This window comes from Rhodobacter flavimaris (genome assembly GCF_021378075.1).
Lineage (GTDB): Bacteria > Pseudomonadota > Alphaproteobacteria > Rhodobacterales > Rhodobacteraceae > Rhodobacter > Rhodobacter flavimaris.
Map to the genome: position 1 here is coordinate 103,562 of NZ_JAJUOS010000004.1, position 19,380 is coordinate 122,941.

A 19,380-nucleotide genomic window follows, 5' to 3' on the forward strand; every position below is an offset into this window, starting at 1 on the left:
AGACTATGGTCATTTTTGGGCGGGGGCAGGGCGGAAATAGGGTTGCCGCCCAGGCTGCGCATATTCTTGCCGTTTTGCAGCCATCGCTGAGCGAAAGTTTTCCTATGCCGCCGGGGAAAGTCTCTTGCCTAACGGCCCAACGCGCGCCAGAGCAGAAGGCATGAGTGAATTTGCCCTTGCCGCCCTTGCTGCCACCCGTGCGCTGCGCGCGTTGTTCGAGCCGACGCCGCTTCAGCGCAACGATCACCTGTCCAAGCGCTATGAGGCCGATATCTGGCTCAAGCGCGAGGATCTGACGCCGGTGCGCAGCTACAAGCTGCGCGGGGCCTTCACCGCCATGCGCAAGCTGCGCGAGCGCGATGCGCAGGCCGCGCATTTCGTCTGCGCGAGCGCGGGCAACCACGCGCAGGGCGTGGCCTTCGCCTGCCGGTATTTCGGCGTGAAGGGGACGATCTTCATGCCGGTCACCACGCCGCAGCAGAAGATCGACAAGACCAAGACCTTCGGCGGCGACGCGATCGAGATCGTGCTGACGGGCGACTATTTTGACCAGACGCTGGCGGCCTCGAAGGAGTACTGCGCCGAGGCGCGCGCGCATTTCCTGGCGCCCTTCGACGATACGGACGTGATCGAGGGGCAGGCCTCGGTCGGTGTCGAGATACTGGACCAGCTGGGCCGCGCGCCCGATCTGGTGATCCTGCCGGTGGGCGGCGGCGGCCTTGCCGCTGGCGTCACGGGCTATCTGCGCGCGACCGCCCCGGCGACCGAGTTCCGCTTTGTCGAACCGCTCGGCGGTGCCAGCCTGACCGCGGCCGTCGCCGCGCGCGTGCCGGTGACGCTGCGCCAGGTCAACAGCTTTGTCGATGGCGCGGCGGTGGCGCGGATCGGTGCGCTGCCCTTTGCGGCGCTTGACTGGGTGCGCCCCGAACAGATCCTGCTCGCCCCCGAGGATCGGATCTGCATCACCATGCTCGAGATGCTCAATATCGAGGGGATCGTTCTGGAACCCGCAGGCGCGATGTCGGTCGATGTGCTGCCCGAACTGGCCGAGGAGATTCGCGGTAAGACCGTGGTCTGCGTCACTTCGGGGGGGAACTTCGATTTCGAGCGCCTGCCCGAGGTCAAGGAACGCGCGCAGCGGTACTCGGGGCTGAAGAAATACTTCATCCTGCGGATGCCTCAGCGCCCCGGCGCGCTGCGCGAATTCCTGCAGATGCTAGGCCCCGACGACGATATCGCGCGGTTCGAATACCTCAAGAAATCGGCGCGCAACTTCGGTTCGGTCCTGATCGGGATCGAGACGAAACAGGCGCAGAATTTCGATCTGCTGACCGGCAAGCTCGACGCGGCTGGGTTCACCTACCGCGACATCACCGAGGACGAGACGCTGGCCGAGTTCCTGGTCTGAGGCTCAGGCCGCCAGAACCGTCTCGATCCGCGCCAGGAACATCGACTTCGATTCGGTGTAGCAGGCAAGGATGGCCGTGATGTCGATGGCCGCTACGTGGCCGGCGGCGGCCTTTCGCTCGCCGTCCTGGCACAGCGCACCGAAGTCACGAAAGCCGAGGTTCCAGGCCGAGCCTTTCAGAAAATGCAGGTCTTCCTCGAGCAGGTCGGGCGTGCGGCCAAGGCGCATGGTGACGGTTTCGACCTCGTCGAGGAACAGTTCCAGCACCTCGGCCAATCCTTCGGCACCGATTTCCTTATGCAGGTCGAGAACCCTTTGCCAATCAATCACCGTGACCTCCGACGCACTGAAACCCTGACTGACCTTCAGGTTAGGCGCCATTCCTTTCGCAAGTTTTAATGCCATTGCGCGCAGGGATTCACGCGATCTTAAAACCCGTCGGCGCAGGATCGGCGCAGACGGTATTTGTGCGATGGGTCCAAGGTGCTTGAACAGACGACACAATCAACCCGGCCGGGGATGCCCGCGGCGGATGCAGCCCCGCGCCGCGTTCTGGTGGTCGATGACAGCCGGATGCAGCGCCGTATCCTCTCGGCGCAGCTGGCGCGTTCGGGCTATGAGGTGATCGAGGCGGGCAATGCCGAAGAGGCGTTGGCGATCTGTGCCGTGAACGCGCCCGATATCGTGCTTTCCGACTGGATGATGCCGGGCATGTCGGGGCTCGATTTCTGCCGCGCGTTCCGAGAGATGCCGCGTAAAGGCTATGGCTATTTCGTCCTGCTGACCTCGAAGACCGACAAGAACGAGGTGGCGCAGGGTCTGGAAAGCGGCGCCGACGATTTTCTGGCCAAGCCGATCAGCGGAGAAGAGCTGCGCGCAAGGCTGAGCGCGGGCGAGCGTATCCTGACCATGGAGCGGCAGCTGCAGGAGAAGAACCGCCTGCTGTCTTCGGCGCTGGGAGAGTTGCAGGGGCTTTACGACGTCATCGACCGCGACCTGACCGAGGCCTGCAAGCTGCAGCAAAGCCTTGTGCGGGAGCGATACCGCTCATTCGGGACGGCGCAGGTGTCGCTGATGCTGCGGCCCTCGGGTCATGTTGGCGGCGATCTGGTCGGGTTCTTCCCGATCAACGCGCATCGCGTGGCGCTGTTCGGGTTGGATGTGGCGGGGCACGGGATCACCTCGGCGCTGATGACGGCGCGGTTGGCGGGCTATCTGTCGGGCGCGACGCCCGAGCAGAACATCGCCCTTGTTCCCGCCAGCTACGGCCATTGCGATGCCCGCCCCCCGGCCGAGCTTGCCGCCTATCTCAACCGGCTGGTGTTGGCCGAGATGCAGACCGACAGCTATTTCACGCTGATCTATGCCGATGTCGATCTGGTCTCGGGGCGGGTCGAGCTGGTGCAGGCGGGCCATCCCTATCCGGCGATCCAGCGGGCCTCGGGCGCGGTCGAGTATCTTGGCGACGGCGGCCTGCCGGTCGGGCTGATCGAGGGCGCGGAATATGAGACCGTGACGGCGAGGCTCAATCCGGGCGATCGGCTGTTCCTGATGTCGGACGGGATCACCGAGGCCGCCGCCGCAGACGCGAATCTGCTGGGCGAGGAGCGCTTGGCCGAAATCATCGAGGCCGCCGCCGGGCTGCGCGGCGAGGCCTTCCTGAATGCGGTCTATGAAAAGATCGACCGCTTTGCCGGGGGCGAGCTGGCCGATGACGTCTCGGGCGTGCTGTTCGAGTTCGACGAGATGCGCGGGCTGCTCGCCTAAAGTCCGGCGATTGCCTGCGCCAGGAAATGCCGGTCGCCCGAGTTCGCAAGCTGCTCTAGCGCGGCCTCCGGCTCCATCCAGATTGCGCTGTGGCCTGTCTCGGTCGGCGGGCCAAGGCGCAGGACCGGGCGCGCAAGGTAGATCATGCAGAGTTTCTCGGCCCAGAGATCGTATTCCGGCATGTAGACAAAGCGCCGGTAGGTGCCGATCCGGCGCGGGGTGGCGATGCTCCAGCCGGTTTCCTCGTAAACCTCGCGGTGCAGGGCGCGCACCGGGCTTTCGCCGGGGTCGATGCCGCCGCCGGGCAGCTGAAACTCGGGCGTGGGTTCGGCCTGATGGGTGACCAGCAGCGCGCCGTCGCGCATCAGCACGGCATAGGCGCCGGGACGACGGCGATATGTGCGCTCGCGCACGACGGGCTCTCCAAACCTGCGGATCATGCCGGCTCCTTGCCCCCTTGGGTCTTTCGGCTGTTGTGCCTATATAGGCGCGGTATGCCAGCCTTCGGGCTGATGGAAAACCCCCAAGGAACCCGAATGACCACGCTATCTCAAATCGCATGGGACGATACTGTCCTGCCGTTCCAGCTCGACCGTTCCGACGTGCGCGGCCGGGTGGCGCGGCTGGATGGCGTTCTGGAGCAGGTTCTGGCGCAACATGACTATCCGGCGATCGTCGAGGCCCTGGTGGCCGAGGTCGCGCTGCTGACCGCGATGATCGGCCAGACGATCAAGCTGCGCTGGAAGCTGTCGATCCAGGTGCGCGGCAATGGCCCGATCCGCATCCTCGCGACCGACTACTACGGCCCCACCTCCGATGGCCAGCCCGCGCGTATCCGCGGCTGGGCCAGCTTTGACGTCGAGCGGCTCGAACCCGAGGCCGACCCGTTCAGCCAGATCGGTGACGGCTACTTTGCCATCCTGATCGACCAGGGCGAGGGCACCGTGCCCTATCAGGGGATCACGCCTTTGGCGGGCGGCTCGCTGATCTCCTGCGCGCAGACCTATTTCGCGCAGTCCGAGCAGCTGCCGACCCGCTTTGCCATGTCCTACGGCCGCTCGACCCTGCCGGGTCAGGGCGAGCATTGGCGCGCCGGTGGCGTGATGTTGCAGGTGATGCCAAAGGCGTCGCCCTTCGCAGCCAAGGAAGGTTCGGGCGAGGCGGGGCTGCTGCAGCACACCGACATCCTTGAAGGCGACGAGGAAGAGAACTGGAACCGCGTCAACCACCTGCTCGATACTGTCGAGGAGATGGAACTGATCGGCCCGACCGTGCATCCGACCGACCTGCTGGTGCGGCTCTTCCACGAGGAAGGCCCGCGCGTCTTCGATCCGCAGCGCATCGAGTTCGGCTGCACCTGTTCGGAATCGCGGGTGCGCGACAGTCTGGCGATCTACTCGGCCAAGGACATCCGTCACATGACGACCGAAGATGGCCGCGTCACCGCCGATTGCCAGTTCTGCGGCGCACATTACGAGTTCGACCCGCAAAGCCTTGGGTTCGAGGCGACGGTCAATCCCGATGGCAGCCCGAAGGAGCGCGTCGATGAGTGATCCGCTTGCCCCGGTCCTGGCCGCCCTGGCCCGTCCGGGGCGGCCCTCGTCGGACTACGATCTCAATCCGGGGGTCTTCCTGCCGGATAACCGGGTGCTGCGCCCGGCCGCCGTCCTTGTGGCTTTCGAGGCCACGCGCGACGGCTTGCAGCTTTATCTGACCAAGCGCAGTTCGCATCTGAAACACCATCCCGGCCAGATCGCCTTTCCCGGCGGCAAGCAGGAGCCCGAGGACAGCGGCCCGATCGACGCCGCCCTGCGCGAGGCGCAGGAGGAGATCGGCCTGCCGCCCGGCAATCTGGAAATTCTTGGCACGCTCGAGGCGCATGAAACCGTCACCAGTTTCAACGTGACGCCGGTTGTCGCGCGCATCCACACGCCCTTCACCCCGATCCCCGAGGCGGGCGAGGTCGAAGAGGTCTTCACCGTGCCCTTCGCCCATATCGCCAACCCGGCCAATTTCCGGGTCGAGCGGCGGCGCTGGCGCGGCACCTGGCGCAGCTATTACGTGGCGCCCTTCGGGCCCTATTACATCTGGGGCGCAACCGCGCGTATGCTGCGAGCACTGGGCGACCGGATGGTGGAATGAAACTGACGGGCAAGTGGATCGAGGCCGCGCATCTGCAACAGGTGCTGGCCATGCTGGAGGCGGGCGGCCATCAGGCGCTGCTCGTGGGCGGCTGCGTGCGCAACGCGCTGATCGGCGCCGCCGTGACCGATATGGATATCGCCACCGATGCCGTCCCGCAGCGCGTCATCGAGCTTGCGCAGGCCGCCGGTCTCAAATCGGTGCCCACGGGGATCGACCACGGCACCGTCACAGTTGTTGCGGCGCATGAACCGCATGAGATCACCACGTTCCGCCGCGATGTCGAAACGCATGGTCGTCATGCCACGGTCGAATTTTCGAGCCGGATCGAGGAAGACGCGGCGCGGCGCGATTTCACCATGAACGCGCTTTACGCCCGCGCCGATGGCACGGTGCTTGATCCGCTTGGGCAGGGGCTAGCCGATCTGGCCGCGCGGCATCTGCGCTTCGTGGGCGATCCTGATCAGCGCATCCGCGAGGATTACCTGCGGATCCTGCGCTTCTTCCGTTTTACCGCCTGGTATGGCGATCCCGCGATCGGGATCGACCCCGACGGACTTTCGGCCTGCGCCGAACACGCGCTTGGCCTCGATGGTCTCTCGCGTGAGCGGGTGGGGCATGAGATGCGCAGGCTTCTGGCCGCACCCGATCCCGCGCCCGCATTGGCTGCGATGGAGGCGACGGGGGTTTTGGCCCATGTGCTGCCCGGCGCCGATACCCGCGCGATTGCGCCGCTGGTGCATCTTGAGGATGGCACCGCGCCCGCTTTCCTGCGCCGGCTTGCCGCACTTGGCGGCGAAGACCCGGCCGAACGGCTGCGCCTGTCCAAGGCCGAGCTGCGCGGGCTGGAGCAGATTCGTGCGGCACTGCAAAGCGACGCGGCCCCCGCCGCGCTTGGCTATCGCTTCGGGGCCGAGGCGGCAGCCGACGCCGCGCTGATCCGCGCGGCCTCGCTTGGCCAGCCGCTGCCGGATGACTGGCGCGCGCCGATCCTGCGCGGTGCGGCGCAGGTGTTCCCTGTCACCGCCGCCGATCTGATGCCCGGCCTTCAAGGTGTGGCCCTTGGTGCGCGGCTGCGCGCACTTGAGACCCGCTGGATCACCGAGGATTTTCAGCCGACCCGCGACGATCTGCTCGGCTAGGCCGCTCTTTCCCTTTGGCGCCGCAGACATATATCCTGCGGGTGAAAGTGAGAACCTGATGATCGACGCCTTCCGCCCCGCCGAGGGGCCACCGCCGCAACGCCTGGGCGCCTTTTTCCGCTGGTGCCTGACCGGGGCATGGCCCGCCCTGTTCGTAGCGGGAACCATGGCCGCGCTTGCAGGCTCGATGGAGGTGATCTCGGCCTGGCTCTTGGGGCGCGTTGTCGATACCGCCACCTCCGCCGATCCGGCCACGGTGTTTGCCGAGCACTGGACGCTGCTGGTCGGCTTCGTTGTCTTCTACCTCGTGCTGCGGCCCATGGCCTTCGGCCTGTCGTCCTCGACCTCGAACCTGCTCATCAACCCCAATGTGATGCCGCTAGTGCTGTCGCGGCTGCACCGCTGGACGATGGGCCAGTCGGTCACCTTCTTCGACAATGATTTCGCCGGGCGCATCGCGCAAAAGCAGATGCAGACCGCGCGGGCGGTGACCGATGTGGCCTCGGAGATGGTCAACACGGTGATGTTCGCGCTGGCCTCGGTCATTGGTTCGATCGCGCTTCTCATGGGGATCGACAAATGGGGGGCGCTGGCGCTGGCGATCTGGATGGTGCTTTACTTCCTGCTGATCCGCGCCTTCCTGCCCCGCGTCCGTGCCCGCTCGAAAGAGCGCGCCTCGGCCCGCGCCATGGTAACGGGGCAGGTGGTAGATACGATTACCAATATCAAGACGGTCAAGCTGTTCGCCCATTCCGATCACGAAGACCGCGCGGCCCTTGGCGCGATGGAGAAGTTCCGCCTGAAAGCGCGCGAGTTCGGCGTGATCCAGACCTGGTATCGCGCGACGCAGATGGCGTTTTCGGGACTGCTGCCGGTCATCCTGGTCGGCGCGGCGATCCTGATGTGGCAGCGCGGGCAGGCCTCGGTTGGCGATATTGCCGCCGCAGGTGCCGTGTCGATCCGCATTGCCCAGATGTCGGGTTGGGTGTCGCAGGCGCTGATGGGCATGTGGGGCAATATCGGCGAGGTCGAGGACGGGATGCGCACCCTTGCCCCCGCCCATACGCTGAGCGACGCACCAGACGCGCGCGCCATCGCCACCTCGCGCGGCGAGATCGCCTTTGACCATGTCAGCTTTGCCTATGGGCGGCGCACTGGCGGGGTCGAGGATATCGCCCTGACCATCCACCCCGGCGAGCGGATCGGCATCGTCGGTGCCTCGGGCGCGGGGAAATCGACGCTCGTCGCGCTGCTTTTGCGGCTTTACGATGCCGAGAAGGGCGCGGTGCTGATCGACGGGCAGGATGTGCGCGGCCTCACGCAGGAAAGCCTGCGCCGCCAGATCGCCATGGTCACGCAGGAAACCGCGATGTTCAACCGCTCGGCACGCGAGAATATCCTTTATGGCCGCCCCGACGCCACCGAGGCCGAGATGATCGCCGCCGCCAAGGCCGCCGAGGCGCATGAGTTCATCGAGGGCCTTGTCGATCACACCGGCAAGCACGGCTATGACGCGGCCCTGGGCGAGCGTGGCGTGAAGCTGTCGGGCGGGCAGCGTCAGCGGATCGCGCTCGCGCGCGCTTTCCTCAAGGATGCGCCGATCCTTGTTCTGGATGAGGCGACATCGGCACTGGACAGCGAGGTCGAGGCTTCGATCCAACAGGCGCTGTCGCGGGTGATGGCGGGCAAGACCGTGCTGGCCATCGCGCACCGGCTTTCGACCATCGCGCAGATGGACCGGATCGTGGTTATGGATCAGGGCCGCATCGTCGAGCAGGGTAGCCATGCCGAACTGCTCGAACGCGGCGGGCTTTACGCGCGCTACTGGAACCGCCAGTCGGGTGGATTCATCGGCACGGATGAGGACGCGCAAACCGAAGCCGCGCAATAAGCCTTGGCGCGCGCCCCCGCCCCCTGCTAATCGGGCGGCAAAAGGGGATTGCCATGTTGCTCACCATCGAACGCCTGTCGCTGCATGCCGATGCGGTTGCCCACGGCCCGGAAGGGTCCGTGCATGTCGCCATGGCCCTGCCGGGCGAGCAGGTCGAGGGCGAGGCCGAGGGCGGTCGCATCGCGCAAGCCAAGATCGTCACCCCCTCGCCCGAGCGCGTGAAAGCGCCGTGTCCGCATTACCGCGCCTGCGGCGGCTGCGTGCTGCAACATGCCTCGGACGCTTTCGTTGCGCGCTGGAAGGCCGAGGTGGTCGAGAATGCGCTCTCGGCACGCGGGATCGCGGCGCAGGTGACGCGGGTCGAGACCTCGCCACTCCATGCCCGCCGCCGTGCGACGCTGGCCGGGCGGCGCACCAAGAAGGGTACGCTGGTAGGTTTCCACGCGCGGGCCTCGGATACGCTGGTCGAGGTGCCCGAGTGCCTGATCCTGCGCCCCGAACTGATGGAAAAGATACCCGCGCTGCACGCCGCGACCGCGCTTGGGGCCTCGCGCAAGGGCGAGGTGGCCTTTGCCCTGACCTTGTCGGAGGCCGGTGTCGAGATGGCGGCACAGGGCGGCAAGGAGATGGACCCTGCGCTGTTCGAATCTCTCTCGGGCCTTGCGCGCGATCATGACCTCGCACGCCTGTCTTGGAACGGCGAGACCGTCGCCGCGCGCCGCCCCGCGCTGCAAAGCTTCGGCCGTGCGCGGGTCACGCCGCCCCCCGGCGCTTTCCTGCAAGCCACCGAAGAAGGCGAGGCCGCGCTGGTCGGTATCGTGCGCGCGGCGCTTGCGGGCGCCGACCGGATCGCGGATCTTTTCGCGGGTTGCGGCACCTTCGCGCTTGCCCTTGCCGACCGCGCCGAGGTCCATGCGGTCGAGGGTGAGGCCACGATGCTCGAGGCGCTCGACCGAGGATGGCGCGGGGCGCAGGGGCTCAAACGTGTAACGCATGAGGCGCGCGACCTGTTTCGCCGCCCGCTCTTGCCCGATGAACTGGACCGTTATGACGCGATCGTGATCGACCCGCCGCGCGCCGGGGCCGAGGCGCAGGTGCGTGAAATCTGTGCCTCGAAAACGCGCGAACTTGCCTATGTTTCCTGCAATCCGGTCACTTTCGCCCGCGATGCGCAGCTGCTGATCGATGCGGGCTTTGCGCTGGCCGATCTGATCGTGGTGGATCAGTTCCGCTGGTCCTCGCATATCGAGCTTGCGGCGCGGTTCCGGCGAGGCTAGCAGCCTTTCGCCGCACCCTGATTTGAGATAGGTTGTGGACAAAACGAGCAGTCATAACAGGCAGAAAATGCACCGTCGTACCGCCCTCATGGGTCTTGGCTCTCTGGGCCTTCTCGCCGCTTGCGGCGACAGCGCGCAGGTCGCGCAGAAATTCCATTCCTATTCGGGTCCGCCAATCACTCAGGTGCAGGTCCACAAGGCCGCGCGCGTGATGTACCTGTTCTCGGAACAGACCTTGGTCAGGGAATACAAGGTTGCCCTTGGTGGCAACCCGGTCGGCAAGAAGGAGTTCGAAGGCGACGGCAAGACGCCCGAGGGGCTGTACTTCATCAACCGGCGCAATCCGAACTCGGCCTATCACCTGTCTCTGGGGATTTCCTATCCGAACCCGCAGGACACGGCTTTTGCCGAGGCGCAGGGCAAGAAGCCCGGCGGCGACATCTTCATCCATGGCCGCGCGGGCAAGGACCGGGGCCGCGGCAAGGACTGGACGGCGGGCTGCGTCGCCGTCACCGACCCCGAGATCGAAGAGATCTACGCCATGGTCGCCAACGGCACACCGGTTTTCCTGTTTCCGTAAACGAAAAGGGCCCCGCGGGGCCCTTTTTCAGTTTCCGGTGACCATCGTCCACCAGATCTTTCCCGAAGGCTCCTGATACCAGCCAAAGCCCATCTGGGTCGCGGCCGGGTCGAGGATCGTGTCGCGCGTGTCAGGAGCGCCCATCCAGGCGGACAGTGTCTCGATCTCAGTTTCATAGCTTTCGTTGACGTTCTCACGAAGAACCTGCCCTGGGTATCCCGCACGTACGCCTCGATCTAGCATGGACGAGAGATCGGACCCCCAGTGCCAGGCGCGGTTCTGAGCGGCCATATCGCGCGAATGGGCTTCGGCAGCTACCCGAAGCTGCTCGTTCAGCATCATGGGGGGCGTCCCCCGGACGGCGCGCAGCGAATTGACCGACTCAAGTACGCGCAGAGGTATAAGTTCCGCGTCCTTGGTGCTGATCCGATAGACCTGCGGCAAAGGCTTGCCGTCGGGGCCGAGCACGGGCTCGGTCGGCTGACAGGCCGCAAGCGCCATCGCGCCAAGCAGTAGCAGCGTCTTTACAAAGTTCATCGGTGGAGCCCCTTGAATTTTCGGCAGAGGCTTACACTCTTGTGTGCACCCCTGCAAACCAACAGTTTCGTGAGACCGCGTGATGACGGCGGTTTGATTTGCTTCTGCTGGCGGCGCGCAATAATGAAGCAGCGAATCGACGCCTCTCTTGGGCGAAACGGAGTTCGACCATGACTATTGCGCGCAAAACCCTCGATCGCCGGGCCTTCCTGAGCACTGCGGTCTTCGCCGGTGCCAGCCTCGCGGCGCCGGCCGGCTTCGCACAGACGCTCGATGCGGGCGTCGTGCAGCACGAGGAAAACGCCTATACCAACATGCGGCGAAATATGTCGAGTTTCCGCGCGCTTGAGTGGCAGCCCTACTTCAGCAACCTCAAGAACGGCGCGATTCTGGTCGATACCGTCTCGCGCGCGCTGCATTACTGGTCCGAGGATCAGTCGATCTATCGCCTCTTCCCGACCTCGGTTCCGGTGTCGGAAGAGTTGACGCGCCGTGGCCGCACCGAGGTGATCCGCAAGGTCGAGGGCCCGACCTGGTCGCCGACCCCCTCAATGAAAGAACGCAACCCTGACTGGCCGGATTTCGTGCCCGCCGGGCCGGATAACCCGCTTGGCACCCATGCGCTCTACCTTAGCTGGCAGTATTACCGCATCCACGGCACCCACGACACGCGCAAGATCGGGCGCAAGTCGTCGAACGGCTGCGTGGGCCTTTACAACGAGCATATCAAGGAGCTGTTCGGCTACGCCAAGGTCGGCACGCAGGTGCTGCTGATCTGACCGTTGCGGGATATCGTATGAACGGGGCGCCTTGGGCGCCCCTTATCTTTTGACGCTGGCGGTGACGTAATTCACCGACAGGTCACGATCCGAGATCGACCAGCGCCAGGAGAGCGGGTTGAACACCATCCCCTTGCGATCCACCGGATCAAGGCCCGAGGCGCGGATCAGGGCGTAAAGCTCATCCGGGGTGATGAATTTCGACCACTCATGCGTGCCCTTTGGCAGCCAGCGCATGATCTGCTCGGCCCCCACGATCGCGACCATGTAGCTTTTGGCATTGCGGTTGAGGGTCGAGCACAGCATCAGCCCGCCCGATTTCAGCAGCCCCGCGCAGGTGTTCACGAAATCCTGCGGCACGGCGACATGCTCGATGATTTCCATCGCCAGAACCACGTCGAACTGCTCGCCCGCGGCGGCCAGATCCTCGGCGGCGCAGTGGCGGTATTCGATCTCAAGGCCCGATTGCTCGGCATGGAGGCGCGCGACGGGGATGTTGCGTTCGGCCGCGTCGGCGCCAACGACGGTGGCGCCAAGGCGGGCCATCGGCTCGGACAGCAACCCGCCGCCGCAGCCGATATCGAGGATGCGCAGCCCCTCGAACGGGCGCGGGACCTTCAGGTCGCGCCCGAATTGCGCGGCGATCTGGGTGGTGATGTAATCCAGGCGGCAGGGGTTGAGCATATGCAGCGGCTTGAACTTGCCATTCGGGTCCCACCATTCGGCGGCCATCGCCTCGAATTTCGCCACTTCGGCCGGGTCGATGCTGCTTGCAGCGCCTTGCATGGATCTACCTCTCGAATTTGTCCGGCCCCCATGGCGGGGGCGCTCAACGCGTTATATAGTCTGATCATGGACAGAACCGCAGGGCAAAAGCGCACATCGGGCGCCTTTCTTTACCCGCCGATCGAGCCCTTCGATCAGCGGATGCTCGACATGGGCGACGGCCATCGCATTTACGTCGAGCAGTCGGGCCATCCGCAGGGCCAGCCGGTGATCGTGTGTCACGGCGGTCCGGGGGGTGGGTGCAGCCCGCAGATGCGGCGCTACTTCGACCCGGCGCATTACCGCGTGATCCTGTTCGACCAGCGTGGCTGCGGGTTGTCGAAGCCCTTCGCCTCGGTCGAGGACAACACGACCTGGCATCTCGTTTCGGATATGGAGCGGATTCGCAAGATCCTGGGCATCGACGCCTGGATGGTGTTTGGCGGCAGCTGGGGCGCGACGCTGTCGCTGATCTATGCCCAGACCCATCCTGACCGGGTGCAGGCGCTGGTGCTGCGTGGGGTCTTCCTTGCGACGCAGGCAGAGCTTGAGTGGTTCTACGCGGGCGGCGCGGGCCAGTTCTTCCCCGACCTGTGGGAGCAATTCATCCGCCCGATCCCCGAGGATGAGCGCGCCGACCTGATCGGCGCCTATCACAAGCGGCTCTTCTCGGGCGACTTCGCCGAAGAGGCGCGCTTTGGCCGCCATTGGGCGATGTGGGAAAACGCGCTGGCCTCGGTCGAGTATGACGGCTTTCCCGGCGAGGCGCCCGCCGATTACGCCCGCGCCTTTGCTCGGCTGGAGAACCACTATTTCAGCAACGCCGCCTTCCTTGAGGAAGATGGCCAGATCCTGCGCGACCGCGCCCGGATCGAGCATATCCCCGCCATTGTCGTTCAGGGCCGGATGGACATGATCTGCCCGCCGATCTCCAGCTGGCGGCTGACGAAGGGCTGGCGGCAGGCGCAGTTGCGCATGGTGCCCGCTGCGGGCCACGCGCTGAGCGAGCCGGGCATCACCGCGGCCCTCGTGCGCGCGATGGACGCGCTACGGCACTGAGGGCGGGGGCGCATGACCGTTCTGGGCTACTTTCTTATGTTTCTGGCCGCCTCCTGCGCGGCGGCAGCGACCGGCATGGTGTTCAAGCCCGGCGATTGGTATGCCGCGCTGCGCAAGCCCGCCTTCACCCCGCCCGGATGGGTGTTTCCGGTGGTCTGGAGCTATCTCTACGTCTCGGTCGCCTATGCCGCCGCGCGGGTCGCGGGGGTCGAGGGCAGTCAGTTTGCGCTTGTCATTTTCGCGCTTCAGATCGCGCTCAATACCCTCTGGACGCCGGTCTTCTTCGGGGCGCGACGCATGGGATTCGGTATGGCGGTAATCGTGCTTCTATGGTGGGCGGTGGCGGCGATGGGGGTGGCTTTCCTGCGGCATGATCTTGTCGCGGGGCTGCTGGTCGCGCCTTACCTGATCTGGCTAAGCCTTGCGGCCGCATTGAACTGGCGGATCTGGCGCGACAACCGCGCGCTCTGAAGTTCTGCTTGCGGAATCCCCTGTAAAAGCGTATCTGCACATCAACAGCGGCGTGCCGGGGTCCAAACCTGGCGCCCACCGGAGAAGTGCAACGGGCCGCTCTGGCCCGTTTTTTGTTTTGAAGGATCGGAAGATGACCGACCTGATCGCCAAGACCGCCATCGACCGGCGTCTGGCAGAAATTGTCGCCCCCACCATCGAGGGGCTGGGATTCGAGCTGGTGCGCATCCGCCTGCAAGGCGGACGCCATCCGCTGTTGCAGATCATGGCCGACCGCCCCGAGGGCGGCATCGACGTGGATGACTGCGCCGCGATCTCGACCGCCGTTTCGGCCGTGCTCGACGTCGAGGATCCGATCGAGGAGAATTACACGCTTGAGGTCTCGTCGCCCGGCATCGACCGTCCGCTGACGCGCCTGAAGGATTTCGACATGTGGGAGGGCTACGAGGCCCGCATCGAAACCTTCGAGCAGATCGACGGGCGCAAGCGCTTCAAGGGCATTCTGCGCGGCACCGAGGGCGACGAGGTGCTGATAGAGATTGAAGAACAGGGCGAGATGGTCACCATCGGCCTGCAATTCGACTGGCTGGCCGATGCCAAGCTGATCCTGACCGACGAGTTGATCGCCGAGATGCTGCGCCAACGCAAGGATGCGGGCATCATCGACGAGAGCCAATTCGACGACATCGAAACCGAAGACACGAATTCCCCCGACGAGGAGAACTGAGAGATGGCAATTACCTCTGCCAACCAGCTGGAACTTCTGCAGACCGCCGAGGCCGTCGCGCGCGAGAAGATGATCGACCCGGATCTGGTGATCCAGGCGATGGAAGACAGCCTCGCCCGTGCCGCCAAGTCACGGTATGGTGCCGAGATGGACATCCGCGTCCATATCGACCGCAAGTCGGGCCGCGCGACCTTCACGCGTGTGCGCACCGTGGTCGAGGACGAGGCGCTGGAGAACTACCAGGCAGAGCTGACCGTCGCGCAGGCCAAGCAGTATCTGGCCGACCCGAAGGTGGGCGACGAGGTCATCGACGAGGTTCCCCCGGTCGATCTGGGTCGTATCGCCGCGCAATCGGCCAAGCAGGTCATCTTGCAAAAGGTCCGCGAAGCCGAGCGTGATCGCCAGTTCGACGAATTCAAGGACCGCAAGGGCACGATCATCAACGGCGTGGTCAAGCGCGAGGAATACGGCAATATCATCGTCGATATTGGCCGTGGCGAAGCCATCCTGCGCCGCAACGAGAAGATCGGCCGCGAATCCTATCGCCCGAACGACCGTATCCGCGCCTATGTCAAAGACGTGCGCCGCGAGACCCGTGGCCCGCAGATCTTCCTGTCACGCACCGATCCGCAGTTCATGGCGGAACTGTTCAAGATGGAAGTGCCGGAAATCTATGACGGCATCATTCAGATCAAGGCCGTCGCCCGCGATCCGGGTTCGCGCGCCAAGATCGCCGTGCTGAGCAACGATAACTCGATCGACCCGGTCGGCGCCTGCGTCGGTATGCGCGGCTCGCGCGTGCAGGCCGTGGTGGGCGAGCTTCAGGGCGAGAAGATCGACATCATTCCGTGGAACGAAGACACCGCGACGTTCCTCGTGAACGCGCTGCAGCCGGCCGAGGTCTCGAAGGTCGTCTTCGACGAGGAAGCCGGCAAGATCGAGGTCGTGGTGCCCGACGAGCAGCTCTCGCTCGCCATCGGTCGCCGCGGTCAGAACGTGCGTCTGGCCTCGCAGCTGACGGGTCTCGACATCGACATCCTGACCGAAGCCGAGGAATCGGCACGTCGTCAGGCCGAGTTCGCCGAGCGCACCAAGCTCTTCGTTGATGCGCTGGATCTGGACGAGTTCTTCGCGCAGCTGCTGGTGGCCGAAGGCTTCACCAACCTCGAGGAAGTGGCCTATGTCGATATCGACGAGCTGCTCTCGATCGAGGGTGTGGACGAAGGCACCGCCGAGGAACTTCAAGCCCGAGCCCGCGACTACATCGAAGAGCAGAACCGCAAGGCCATCGAAGCGGCCAAGGAACTGGGCGTCGAGCAGTCGCTGTTCGACTTCGAGGGCCTGACCCCGCAGATGATCGAGGCGCTGGCCAAGGACGGCATCAAGACGCTGGAAGACTTCGCGACCTGCGCCGACTGGGAACTGGCCGGTGGCTGGACCACGGTCGATGGCCAGCGCGTGAAGGACGAAGGTCTGCTTGAGAAGTTCGACGTTTCGCTTGAAGCGGCGCAAGACCTGATCATGACCGCGCGCATCCAGCTTGGCTGGGTCGATCCGTCGGAACTGGCCGCCGAGGCCGAGGAAGACGACACCGAGGAAGAGATCGAGGAATAAGATGAGCCGAGGGGGCCAGGAAAAAACATCGGACGTGCCGGAGCGGCGCTGCATCGTCACGGGTGACGTGCAGCCCAAGGCCGGGCTGGTGCGTTTCGTGCTGGGCCCCGATGGCGTGATCTATCCCGACCTGGCGGAAAAGCTGCCGGGTCGGGGCATCTGGGTAACCGCAGAGCGTTCGGCCATCGACAAGGCCGCGGCCAAGGGGCTATTCGCCCGCGCGGCCAAGGCGCCTGCGAAAGTGCCCGAGAACCTCGCCGACATGGTCGAGGCAGGCCTTGCACATCGCGTGGTGGAGCTTATCTCCCTTGTGCGCAAATCCGGCAGGGCTGTTGTAGGATTTGAGAAGGTGAAGGGCTGGCTGGCCGAAGGACGCGCCCGCGTCCTGTTCCAGGCCTCCGACGGATCGGACCGCGGCAAGGGCAAGCTTTGGACGCCCGAAGGCGGGCGCTGGTTTGGCTGCCTCACAAGTTCGGAATTGGGTTTGGCTTTCGGCCGCGATCATGCCATACACGGCGCGCTTGCGGCTGGCGGACTCACCCGACGTGTTATAGACGAAGCGGCAAGGCTTGCGGGAATGCGCAAGCAGGACGGCGGCAAACCCGCCATGAAGGATACGAAGACGGCATGAGCGATACGGACGGAAAGAAACCCTTGGGTCTTGGCGGCGCGCGCCCCGGTCAGGTGAAGCAGAGCTTCTCTCATGGCCGCACGAAGAGCGTGGTGGTCGAGACCAAGCGCAAGAAGGTGGTCGTGCCGAAACCGGGCGCGGCCGGCTCCAAACCCTCGGGCTCGCCGGCGCTTGGTGATCCCTCGAGACGTCCTGCCGGGATCTCGGATGCCGAGATGGAGCGCCGCCTGAAGGCGCTTCAGGCTGCGAAGGCGCGCGAGGTCGAAGAGGCTGCCGCCCGCGAGGCCGAGGAAAAGGCCCGCGAGGAAGAGCGCGAGCGTCGCCGTGCCGAGATCGAGGCCAAGGAACGCGAAGAGCGCGAGCGCGAAGAAGCGCTGCGCCTGAAGCAGGAAGAAGAGGAGCGCAAGGCCCGCGAGGCCGAACTGCGCGCCCAGAAGAAGGAAGAGGTCCGCAAGGCCCCGGCCAAGGCCGAGACCCCGGCCGATCCCGCCGCTGCCGAGGCCGCCGCCGCGCGCGCCGCGACCAAGGGCGTTTCGGCGACCGGTCCGCGCAAGACCGACCGCGACCGCGACGACCGCGCCGCGACGCCTGACCGCGACAACCGTGGTGGCCGTGGCAAGGGCGACGAGGGCCGTCGCGCCGGCAAGCTCTCGCTGTCGGATGTCGATGGCGAAGGCGGGCGTCAGCGTTCGCTGGCCGCGATGAAGCGCAAGCAGGAAAAAGCGCGCCAGAAGGCCATGGGCTTCGGCCAGAAGGCCGAGAAGATGGTGCGCGAAGTTCAGCTGCCCGAAACCATTGTCGTGTCCGAGCTGGCCAACCGTATGGCCGAGCGCGCCGCCGATGTCGTCAAGGCGCTGATGAAGATGGGCATGATGGTCACCGCCAACCAGCCGATCGACGCCGATACCGCGGAACTGGTGATCGACGAGTTCGGCCACAAGGCCGTGCGCGTGTCGGATGCCGACGTGGAACAGGTGATCGACACGGTCGAGGACAAGGCCGAAGATCTGGCCACGCGCCCGCCGATCATCACGATCATGGGTCACGTCGACCACGGCAAGACCTCGCTGCTTGACGCCATTCGCCAGACCAACGTGGTCTCGGGCGAGGCTGGCGGCATCACTCAGCACATCGGCGCCTACCAGGTGACGGCGGCGAACGGGGCGGTGCTGACCTTCCTCGACACGCCCGGCCACGCGGCCTTCACCTCGATGCGTGCCCGTGGCGCGCAGGTGACCGATATCGTCGTTCTGGTCGTTGCGGCCGATGACGCGGTCATGCCGCAGACCATCGAGGCGATCAACCACGCTAAAGCGGCCGGTGTGCCGATGATCGTGGCGATCAACAAATGCGACAAGCCGGCTGCGAACCCGCAGAAGGTGCGCACCGACCTGCTGCAACACGAAGTCGTCGTCGAAGAGATGGGCGGCGAGGTGCAGACGGTCGAGGTTTCGGCCAAGACCCGCAAGGGCCTTGATACCCTGCTCGAAGCGATCGCGCTTCAGGCGGAGATCCTTGAGCTCAAGGCCAACCCCGATCGCGCGGCGCAAGGCGCGGTGATCGAGGCCAAGCTCGACGTGGGCCGTGGCCCGGTTGCCACCGTTCTGGTGCAGCACGGCACGCTTAAGCGCGGCGATATCTTCGTCGTGGGCGAGCAGTGGGGCAAGGTGCGCGCGCTGATCAACGACAAGGGCGACCGTGTCGACGAGGCCGGTCCGTCGGTTCCGGTCGAGGTTCTCGGCCTCAACGGCACCCCCGAGGCGGGCGACGTTCTCAACGTCGTCGAGACCGAGGCGCAGGCCCGCGAGATCGCCGATTACCGGATCCAGGCCGCCAAGGACAAGCGCGCCGCCGCCGGTGCCGCGACCACGCTGGAGCAGCTGATGGCCAAGGCCAAGGCGGACGAGAGTGTCGCCGAACTGCCGGTTCTGGTGAAAGCCGACGTGCAGGGTTCGGCCGAAGCGATCGTTCAGGCGCTCGAGAAGGTCGGCAACGAAGAGGTGCGCGTGCGCGTGCTGCATTCGGGCGTCGGCGCCATCACCGAAAGCGATATCGGCCTGGCCGAAGCTTCGGGTGCGCCGGTCATCGGCTTCAACGTCCGTGCGAACGCCCCGGCCCGTGCCGCGGCGAACCAGAAGGGCGTCGAGATCCGTTACTACTCGATCATCTACGATCTGGTTGACGACATCAAAGCCGCCGCTTCGGGTCTGCTCAAGGCCGAGGTCCGCGAGAACTTCATCGGCTATGCCCAGATCAAGGAAGTCTTCAAGGTCTCGGGCGTCGGCAAGGTTGCAGGCTGCGTGGTCACCGAGGGCGTTGCGCGCCGTTCGGCTGGTGTGCGCCTGCTGCGCGACGACGTCGTCATCCACGAGGGCAACCTCAAGACGCTCAAGCGCTTCAAGGACGAGGTCAAGGAAGTCATCTCGGGCCAGGAATGCGGTATGGCCTTCGAGAACTACGACGACATCCGTCAGGGCGACGTCATCGAGATCTTCGAACGCGAGGAAGTGCAGCGTAGCCTTTAAGGCCGCTGCGACCCGGAAACGAAAAGGGGGGCTTTGCGGCCCCCCTTTTGCATTCCGTTTATCGC

Annotated in this window: 19 protein-coding genes; 15 read left to right on the plus strand and 4 right to left on the minus strand. The window is 65.2% G+C overall.

From position 1 onward, the window contains the following. Positions 1 to 160 precede the first annotated feature (160 nt). On the plus strand, positions 161 to 1,408 hold the full coding sequence (ilvA, locus tag LZA78_RS06980; RefSeq protein ID WP_233676222.1) for a threonine ammonia-lyase IlvA: 1,248 nt from the start codon (positions 161 to 163) through the stop codon (positions 1,406 to 1,408). A 3-nt stretch (positions 1,409 to 1,411) separates the two neighbouring features. Here the strand turns inward: ilvA and LZA78_RS06985 are convergent, their stop codons facing one another. Then, a complete protein-coding gene (locus LZA78_RS06985; protein ID WP_233676223.1) occupies positions 1,412 to 1,738 on the minus strand; it encodes an Hpt domain-containing protein in 327 nt (108 codons plus the stop codon). Positions 1,739 to 1,927: 189 nt separating this feature from the next. Here LZA78_RS06985 and LZA78_RS06990 point away from each other — a divergent pair, with 189 nt between their 5' ends. Further along, positions 1,928 to 3,175: a PP2C family protein-serine/threonine phosphatase gene (locus tag LZA78_RS06990; RefSeq protein WP_233676224.1), complete on the plus strand. Its 1,248-nt coding sequence runs from the start codon at positions 1,928 to 1,930 to the stop codon at positions 3,173 to 3,175. Here the strand turns inward: LZA78_RS06990 and LZA78_RS06995 are convergent. Next, positions 3,172 to 3,615: an NUDIX hydrolase gene (locus LZA78_RS06995; protein ID WP_233676225.1), complete on the minus strand. Its 444-nt coding sequence runs from the start codon at positions 3,613 to 3,615 to the stop codon at positions 3,172 to 3,174. The two genes, LZA78_RS06990 and LZA78_RS06995, sit on opposite strands and share 4 nt — an antisense overlap. 96 nt (positions 3,616 to 3,711) lie before the next feature. On the opposite strand from LZA78_RS06995, the gene hslO reads away from it, so the two are divergent. The 6 genes from hslO to LZA78_RS07025 all read left to right on the plus strand — a co-directional run bounded on the left by hslO (position 3,712) and on the right by LZA78_RS07025 (position 10,207). Then, a complete protein-coding gene (gene hslO / locus LZA78_RS07000; protein ID WP_233676226.1) occupies positions 3,712 to 4,728 on the plus strand; it encodes an Hsp33 family molecular chaperone HslO in 1,017 nt (338 codons plus the stop codon). Next, positions 4,721 to 5,317, plus strand: coding sequence for an NUDIX hydrolase (locus tag LZA78_RS07005; RefSeq protein WP_233676227.1), 597 nt, complete (start codon positions 4,721 to 4,723; stop codon positions 5,315 to 5,317). Before hslO ends, LZA78_RS07005 begins: the two co-directional genes overlap by 8 nt. Continuing rightward, positions 5,314 to 6,459 (plus strand): CCA tRNA nucleotidyltransferase, encoded by a 1,146-nt coding sequence (locus LZA78_RS07010; protein ID WP_233676228.1) that lies wholly within the window; start codon positions 5,314 to 5,316, stop codon positions 6,457 to 6,459. Before LZA78_RS07005 ends, LZA78_RS07010 begins: the two co-directional genes overlap by 4 nt. A 58-nt stretch (positions 6,460 to 6,517) precedes the next feature. Next, entirely contained in the window at positions 6,518 to 8,350 is a 1,833-nt protein-coding gene (locus LZA78_RS07015; RefSeq protein WP_233676229.1) for an ABC transporter ATP-binding protein, read from the plus strand. A 53-nt stretch (positions 8,351 to 8,403) separates the two neighbouring features. Next, the gene (locus LZA78_RS07020; RefSeq protein WP_233676230.1) at positions 8,404 to 9,627 is read left to right on the plus strand and encodes a class I SAM-dependent RNA methyltransferase; all 1,224 of its coding nucleotides are present in this window, start codon (positions 8,404 to 8,406) and stop codon (positions 9,625 to 9,627) included. 67 nt (positions 9,628 to 9,694) lie between these two features. Then, on the plus strand, positions 9,695 to 10,207 hold the full coding sequence (locus LZA78_RS07025; RefSeq protein WP_233676231.1) for a L,D-transpeptidase family protein: 513 nt from the start codon (positions 9,695 to 9,697) through the stop codon (positions 10,205 to 10,207). A gap of 27 nt (positions 10,208 to 10,234) precedes the next feature. Here LZA78_RS07025 and dalA read toward each other — a convergent pair whose 3' ends face one another. Then, positions 10,235 to 10,744, minus strand: a complete 510-nt coding sequence (gene dalA / locus LZA78_RS07030) for a divisome-associated lipoprotein DalA (RefSeq protein ID WP_233676232.1) — start codon at positions 10,742 to 10,744, stop codon at positions 10,235 to 10,237. Between the two features lie 170 nt (positions 10,745 to 10,914). Between dalA and LZA78_RS07035 the strand changes: the two genes are divergently transcribed. Further along, positions 10,915 to 11,523 (plus strand): L,D-transpeptidase, encoded by a 609-nt coding sequence (locus tag LZA78_RS07035; protein ID WP_233676233.1) that lies wholly within the window; start codon positions 10,915 to 10,917, stop codon positions 11,521 to 11,523. A 42-nt stretch (positions 11,524 to 11,565) separates the two neighbouring features. Here the strand turns inward: LZA78_RS07035 and ubiG are convergent, their stop codons facing one another. Next, entirely contained in the window at positions 11,566 to 12,309 is a 744-nt protein-coding gene (gene ubiG, locus LZA78_RS07040; RefSeq protein WP_233676234.1) for a bifunctional 2-polyprenyl-6-hydroxyphenol methylase/3-demethylubiquinol 3-O-methyltransferase UbiG, read from the minus strand. A 66-nt stretch (positions 12,310 to 12,375) separates the two neighbouring features. On the opposite strand from ubiG, the gene pip reads away from it, so the two are divergent. The 6 genes from pip to infB all read left to right on the plus strand — a co-directional run bounded on the left by pip (position 12,376) and on the right by infB (position 19,315). Next, entirely contained in the window at positions 12,376 to 13,347 is a 972-nt protein-coding gene (pip, locus tag LZA78_RS07045; RefSeq protein WP_233676235.1) for a prolyl aminopeptidase, read from the plus strand. A gap of 12 nt (positions 13,348 to 13,359) precedes the next feature. Then, complete coding sequence (tspO, locus tag LZA78_RS07050) at positions 13,360 to 13,818, plus strand: tryptophan-rich sensory protein TspO (RefSeq protein ID WP_233676236.1); 459 nt, start codon at positions 13,360 to 13,362, stop codon at positions 13,816 to 13,818. Between the two features lie 133 nt (positions 13,819 to 13,951). Further along, on the plus strand, positions 13,952 to 14,545 hold the full coding sequence (gene rimP, locus LZA78_RS07055; protein WP_233676237.1) for a ribosome maturation factor RimP: 594 nt from the start codon (positions 13,952 to 13,954) through the stop codon (positions 14,543 to 14,545). Positions 14,546 to 14,548: 3 nt separating this feature from the next. Further along, positions 14,549 to 16,159, plus strand: coding sequence for a transcription termination factor NusA (gene nusA, locus LZA78_RS07060; protein ID WP_233676238.1), 1,611 nt, complete (start codon positions 14,549 to 14,551; stop codon positions 16,157 to 16,159). 1 nt (position 16,160) lies between these two features. After that, positions 16,161 to 16,790, plus strand: coding sequence for an RNA-binding protein (locus LZA78_RS07065; RefSeq protein ID WP_233676239.1), 630 nt, complete (start codon positions 16,161 to 16,163; stop codon positions 16,788 to 16,790). Continuing rightward, positions 16,787 to 19,315: a translation initiation factor IF-2 gene (gene infB, locus LZA78_RS07070; protein ID WP_233676240.1), complete on the plus strand. Its 2,529-nt coding sequence runs from the start codon at positions 16,787 to 16,789 to the stop codon at positions 19,313 to 19,315. The genes LZA78_RS07065 and infB overlap by 4 nt, the downstream gene beginning before the upstream one ends. The last annotated feature ends 65 nt before the right edge of the window (positions 19,316 to 19,380 follow it).

What these genes read in the sequence shown, in the direction of transcription:
- LZA78_RS07015 (WP_233676229.1), top strand. Translation starts at nt 6,518, where the DNA reads ATGATCGACGCCTTCCGCCCCGCCGAGGGGCCACCGCCGCAACGCCTG.
- ilvA (WP_233676222.1), top strand. Translation starts at nt 161, where the DNA reads ATGAGTGAATTTGCCCTTGCCGCCCTTGCTGCCACCCGTGCGCTGCGC.
- LZA78_RS07020 (WP_233676230.1), top strand. Translation starts at nt 8,404, where the DNA reads ATGTTGCTCACCATCGAACGCCTGTCGCTGCATGCCGATGCGGTTGCC.
- infB (WP_233676240.1), top strand. Translation starts at nt 16,787, where the DNA reads ATGAGCGATACGGACGGAAAGAAACCCTTGGGTCTTGGCGGCGCGCGC.
- LZA78_RS07025 (WP_233676231.1), top strand. Translation starts at nt 9,695, where the DNA reads ATGCACCGTCGTACCGCCCTCATGGGTCTTGGCTCTCTGGGCCTTCTC.
- tspO (WP_233676236.1), top strand. Translation starts at nt 13,360, where the DNA reads ATGACCGTTCTGGGCTACTTTCTTATGTTTCTGGCCGCCTCCTGCGCG.
- LZA78_RS07065 (WP_233676239.1), top strand. Translation starts at nt 16,161, where the DNA reads ATGAGCCGAGGGGGCCAGGAAAAAACATCGGACGTGCCGGAGCGGCGC.
- LZA78_RS07035 (WP_233676233.1), top strand. Translation starts at nt 10,915, where the DNA reads ATGACTATTGCGCGCAAAACCCTCGATCGCCGGGCCTTCCTGAGCACT.
- LZA78_RS07010 (WP_233676228.1), top strand. Translation starts at nt 5,314, where the DNA reads ATGAAACTGACGGGCAAGTGGATCGAGGCCGCGCATCTGCAACAGGTG.
- rimP (WP_233676237.1), top strand. Translation starts at nt 13,952, where the DNA reads ATGACCGACCTGATCGCCAAGACCGCCATCGACCGGCGTCTGGCAGAA.
- LZA78_RS06995 (WP_233676225.1), bottom strand. Translation starts at nt 3,615, where the DNA reads ATGATCCGCAGGTTTGGAGAGCCCGTCGTGCGCGAGCGCACATATCGC.
- ubiG (WP_233676234.1), bottom strand. Translation starts at nt 12,309, where the DNA reads ATGCAAGGCGCTGCAAGCAGCATCGACCCGGCCGAAGTGGCGAAATTC.
- nusA (WP_233676238.1), top strand. Translation starts at nt 14,549, where the DNA reads ATGGCAATTACCTCTGCCAACCAGCTGGAACTTCTGCAGACCGCCGAG.
- hslO (WP_233676226.1), top strand. Translation starts at nt 3,712, where the DNA reads ATGACCACGCTATCTCAAATCGCATGGGACGATACTGTCCTGCCGTTC.
- dalA (WP_233676232.1), bottom strand. Translation starts at nt 10,744, where the DNA reads ATGAACTTTGTAAAGACGCTGCTACTGCTTGGCGCGATGGCGCTTGCG.
- LZA78_RS07005 (WP_233676227.1), top strand. Translation starts at nt 4,721, where the DNA reads ATGAGTGATCCGCTTGCCCCGGTCCTGGCCGCCCTGGCCCGTCCGGGG.
- LZA78_RS06990 (WP_233676224.1), top strand. Translation starts at nt 1,928, where the DNA reads ATGCCCGCGGCGGATGCAGCCCCGCGCCGCGTTCTGGTGGTCGATGAC.
- pip (WP_233676235.1), top strand. Translation starts at nt 12,376, where the DNA reads ATGGACAGAACCGCAGGGCAAAAGCGCACATCGGGCGCCTTTCTTTAC.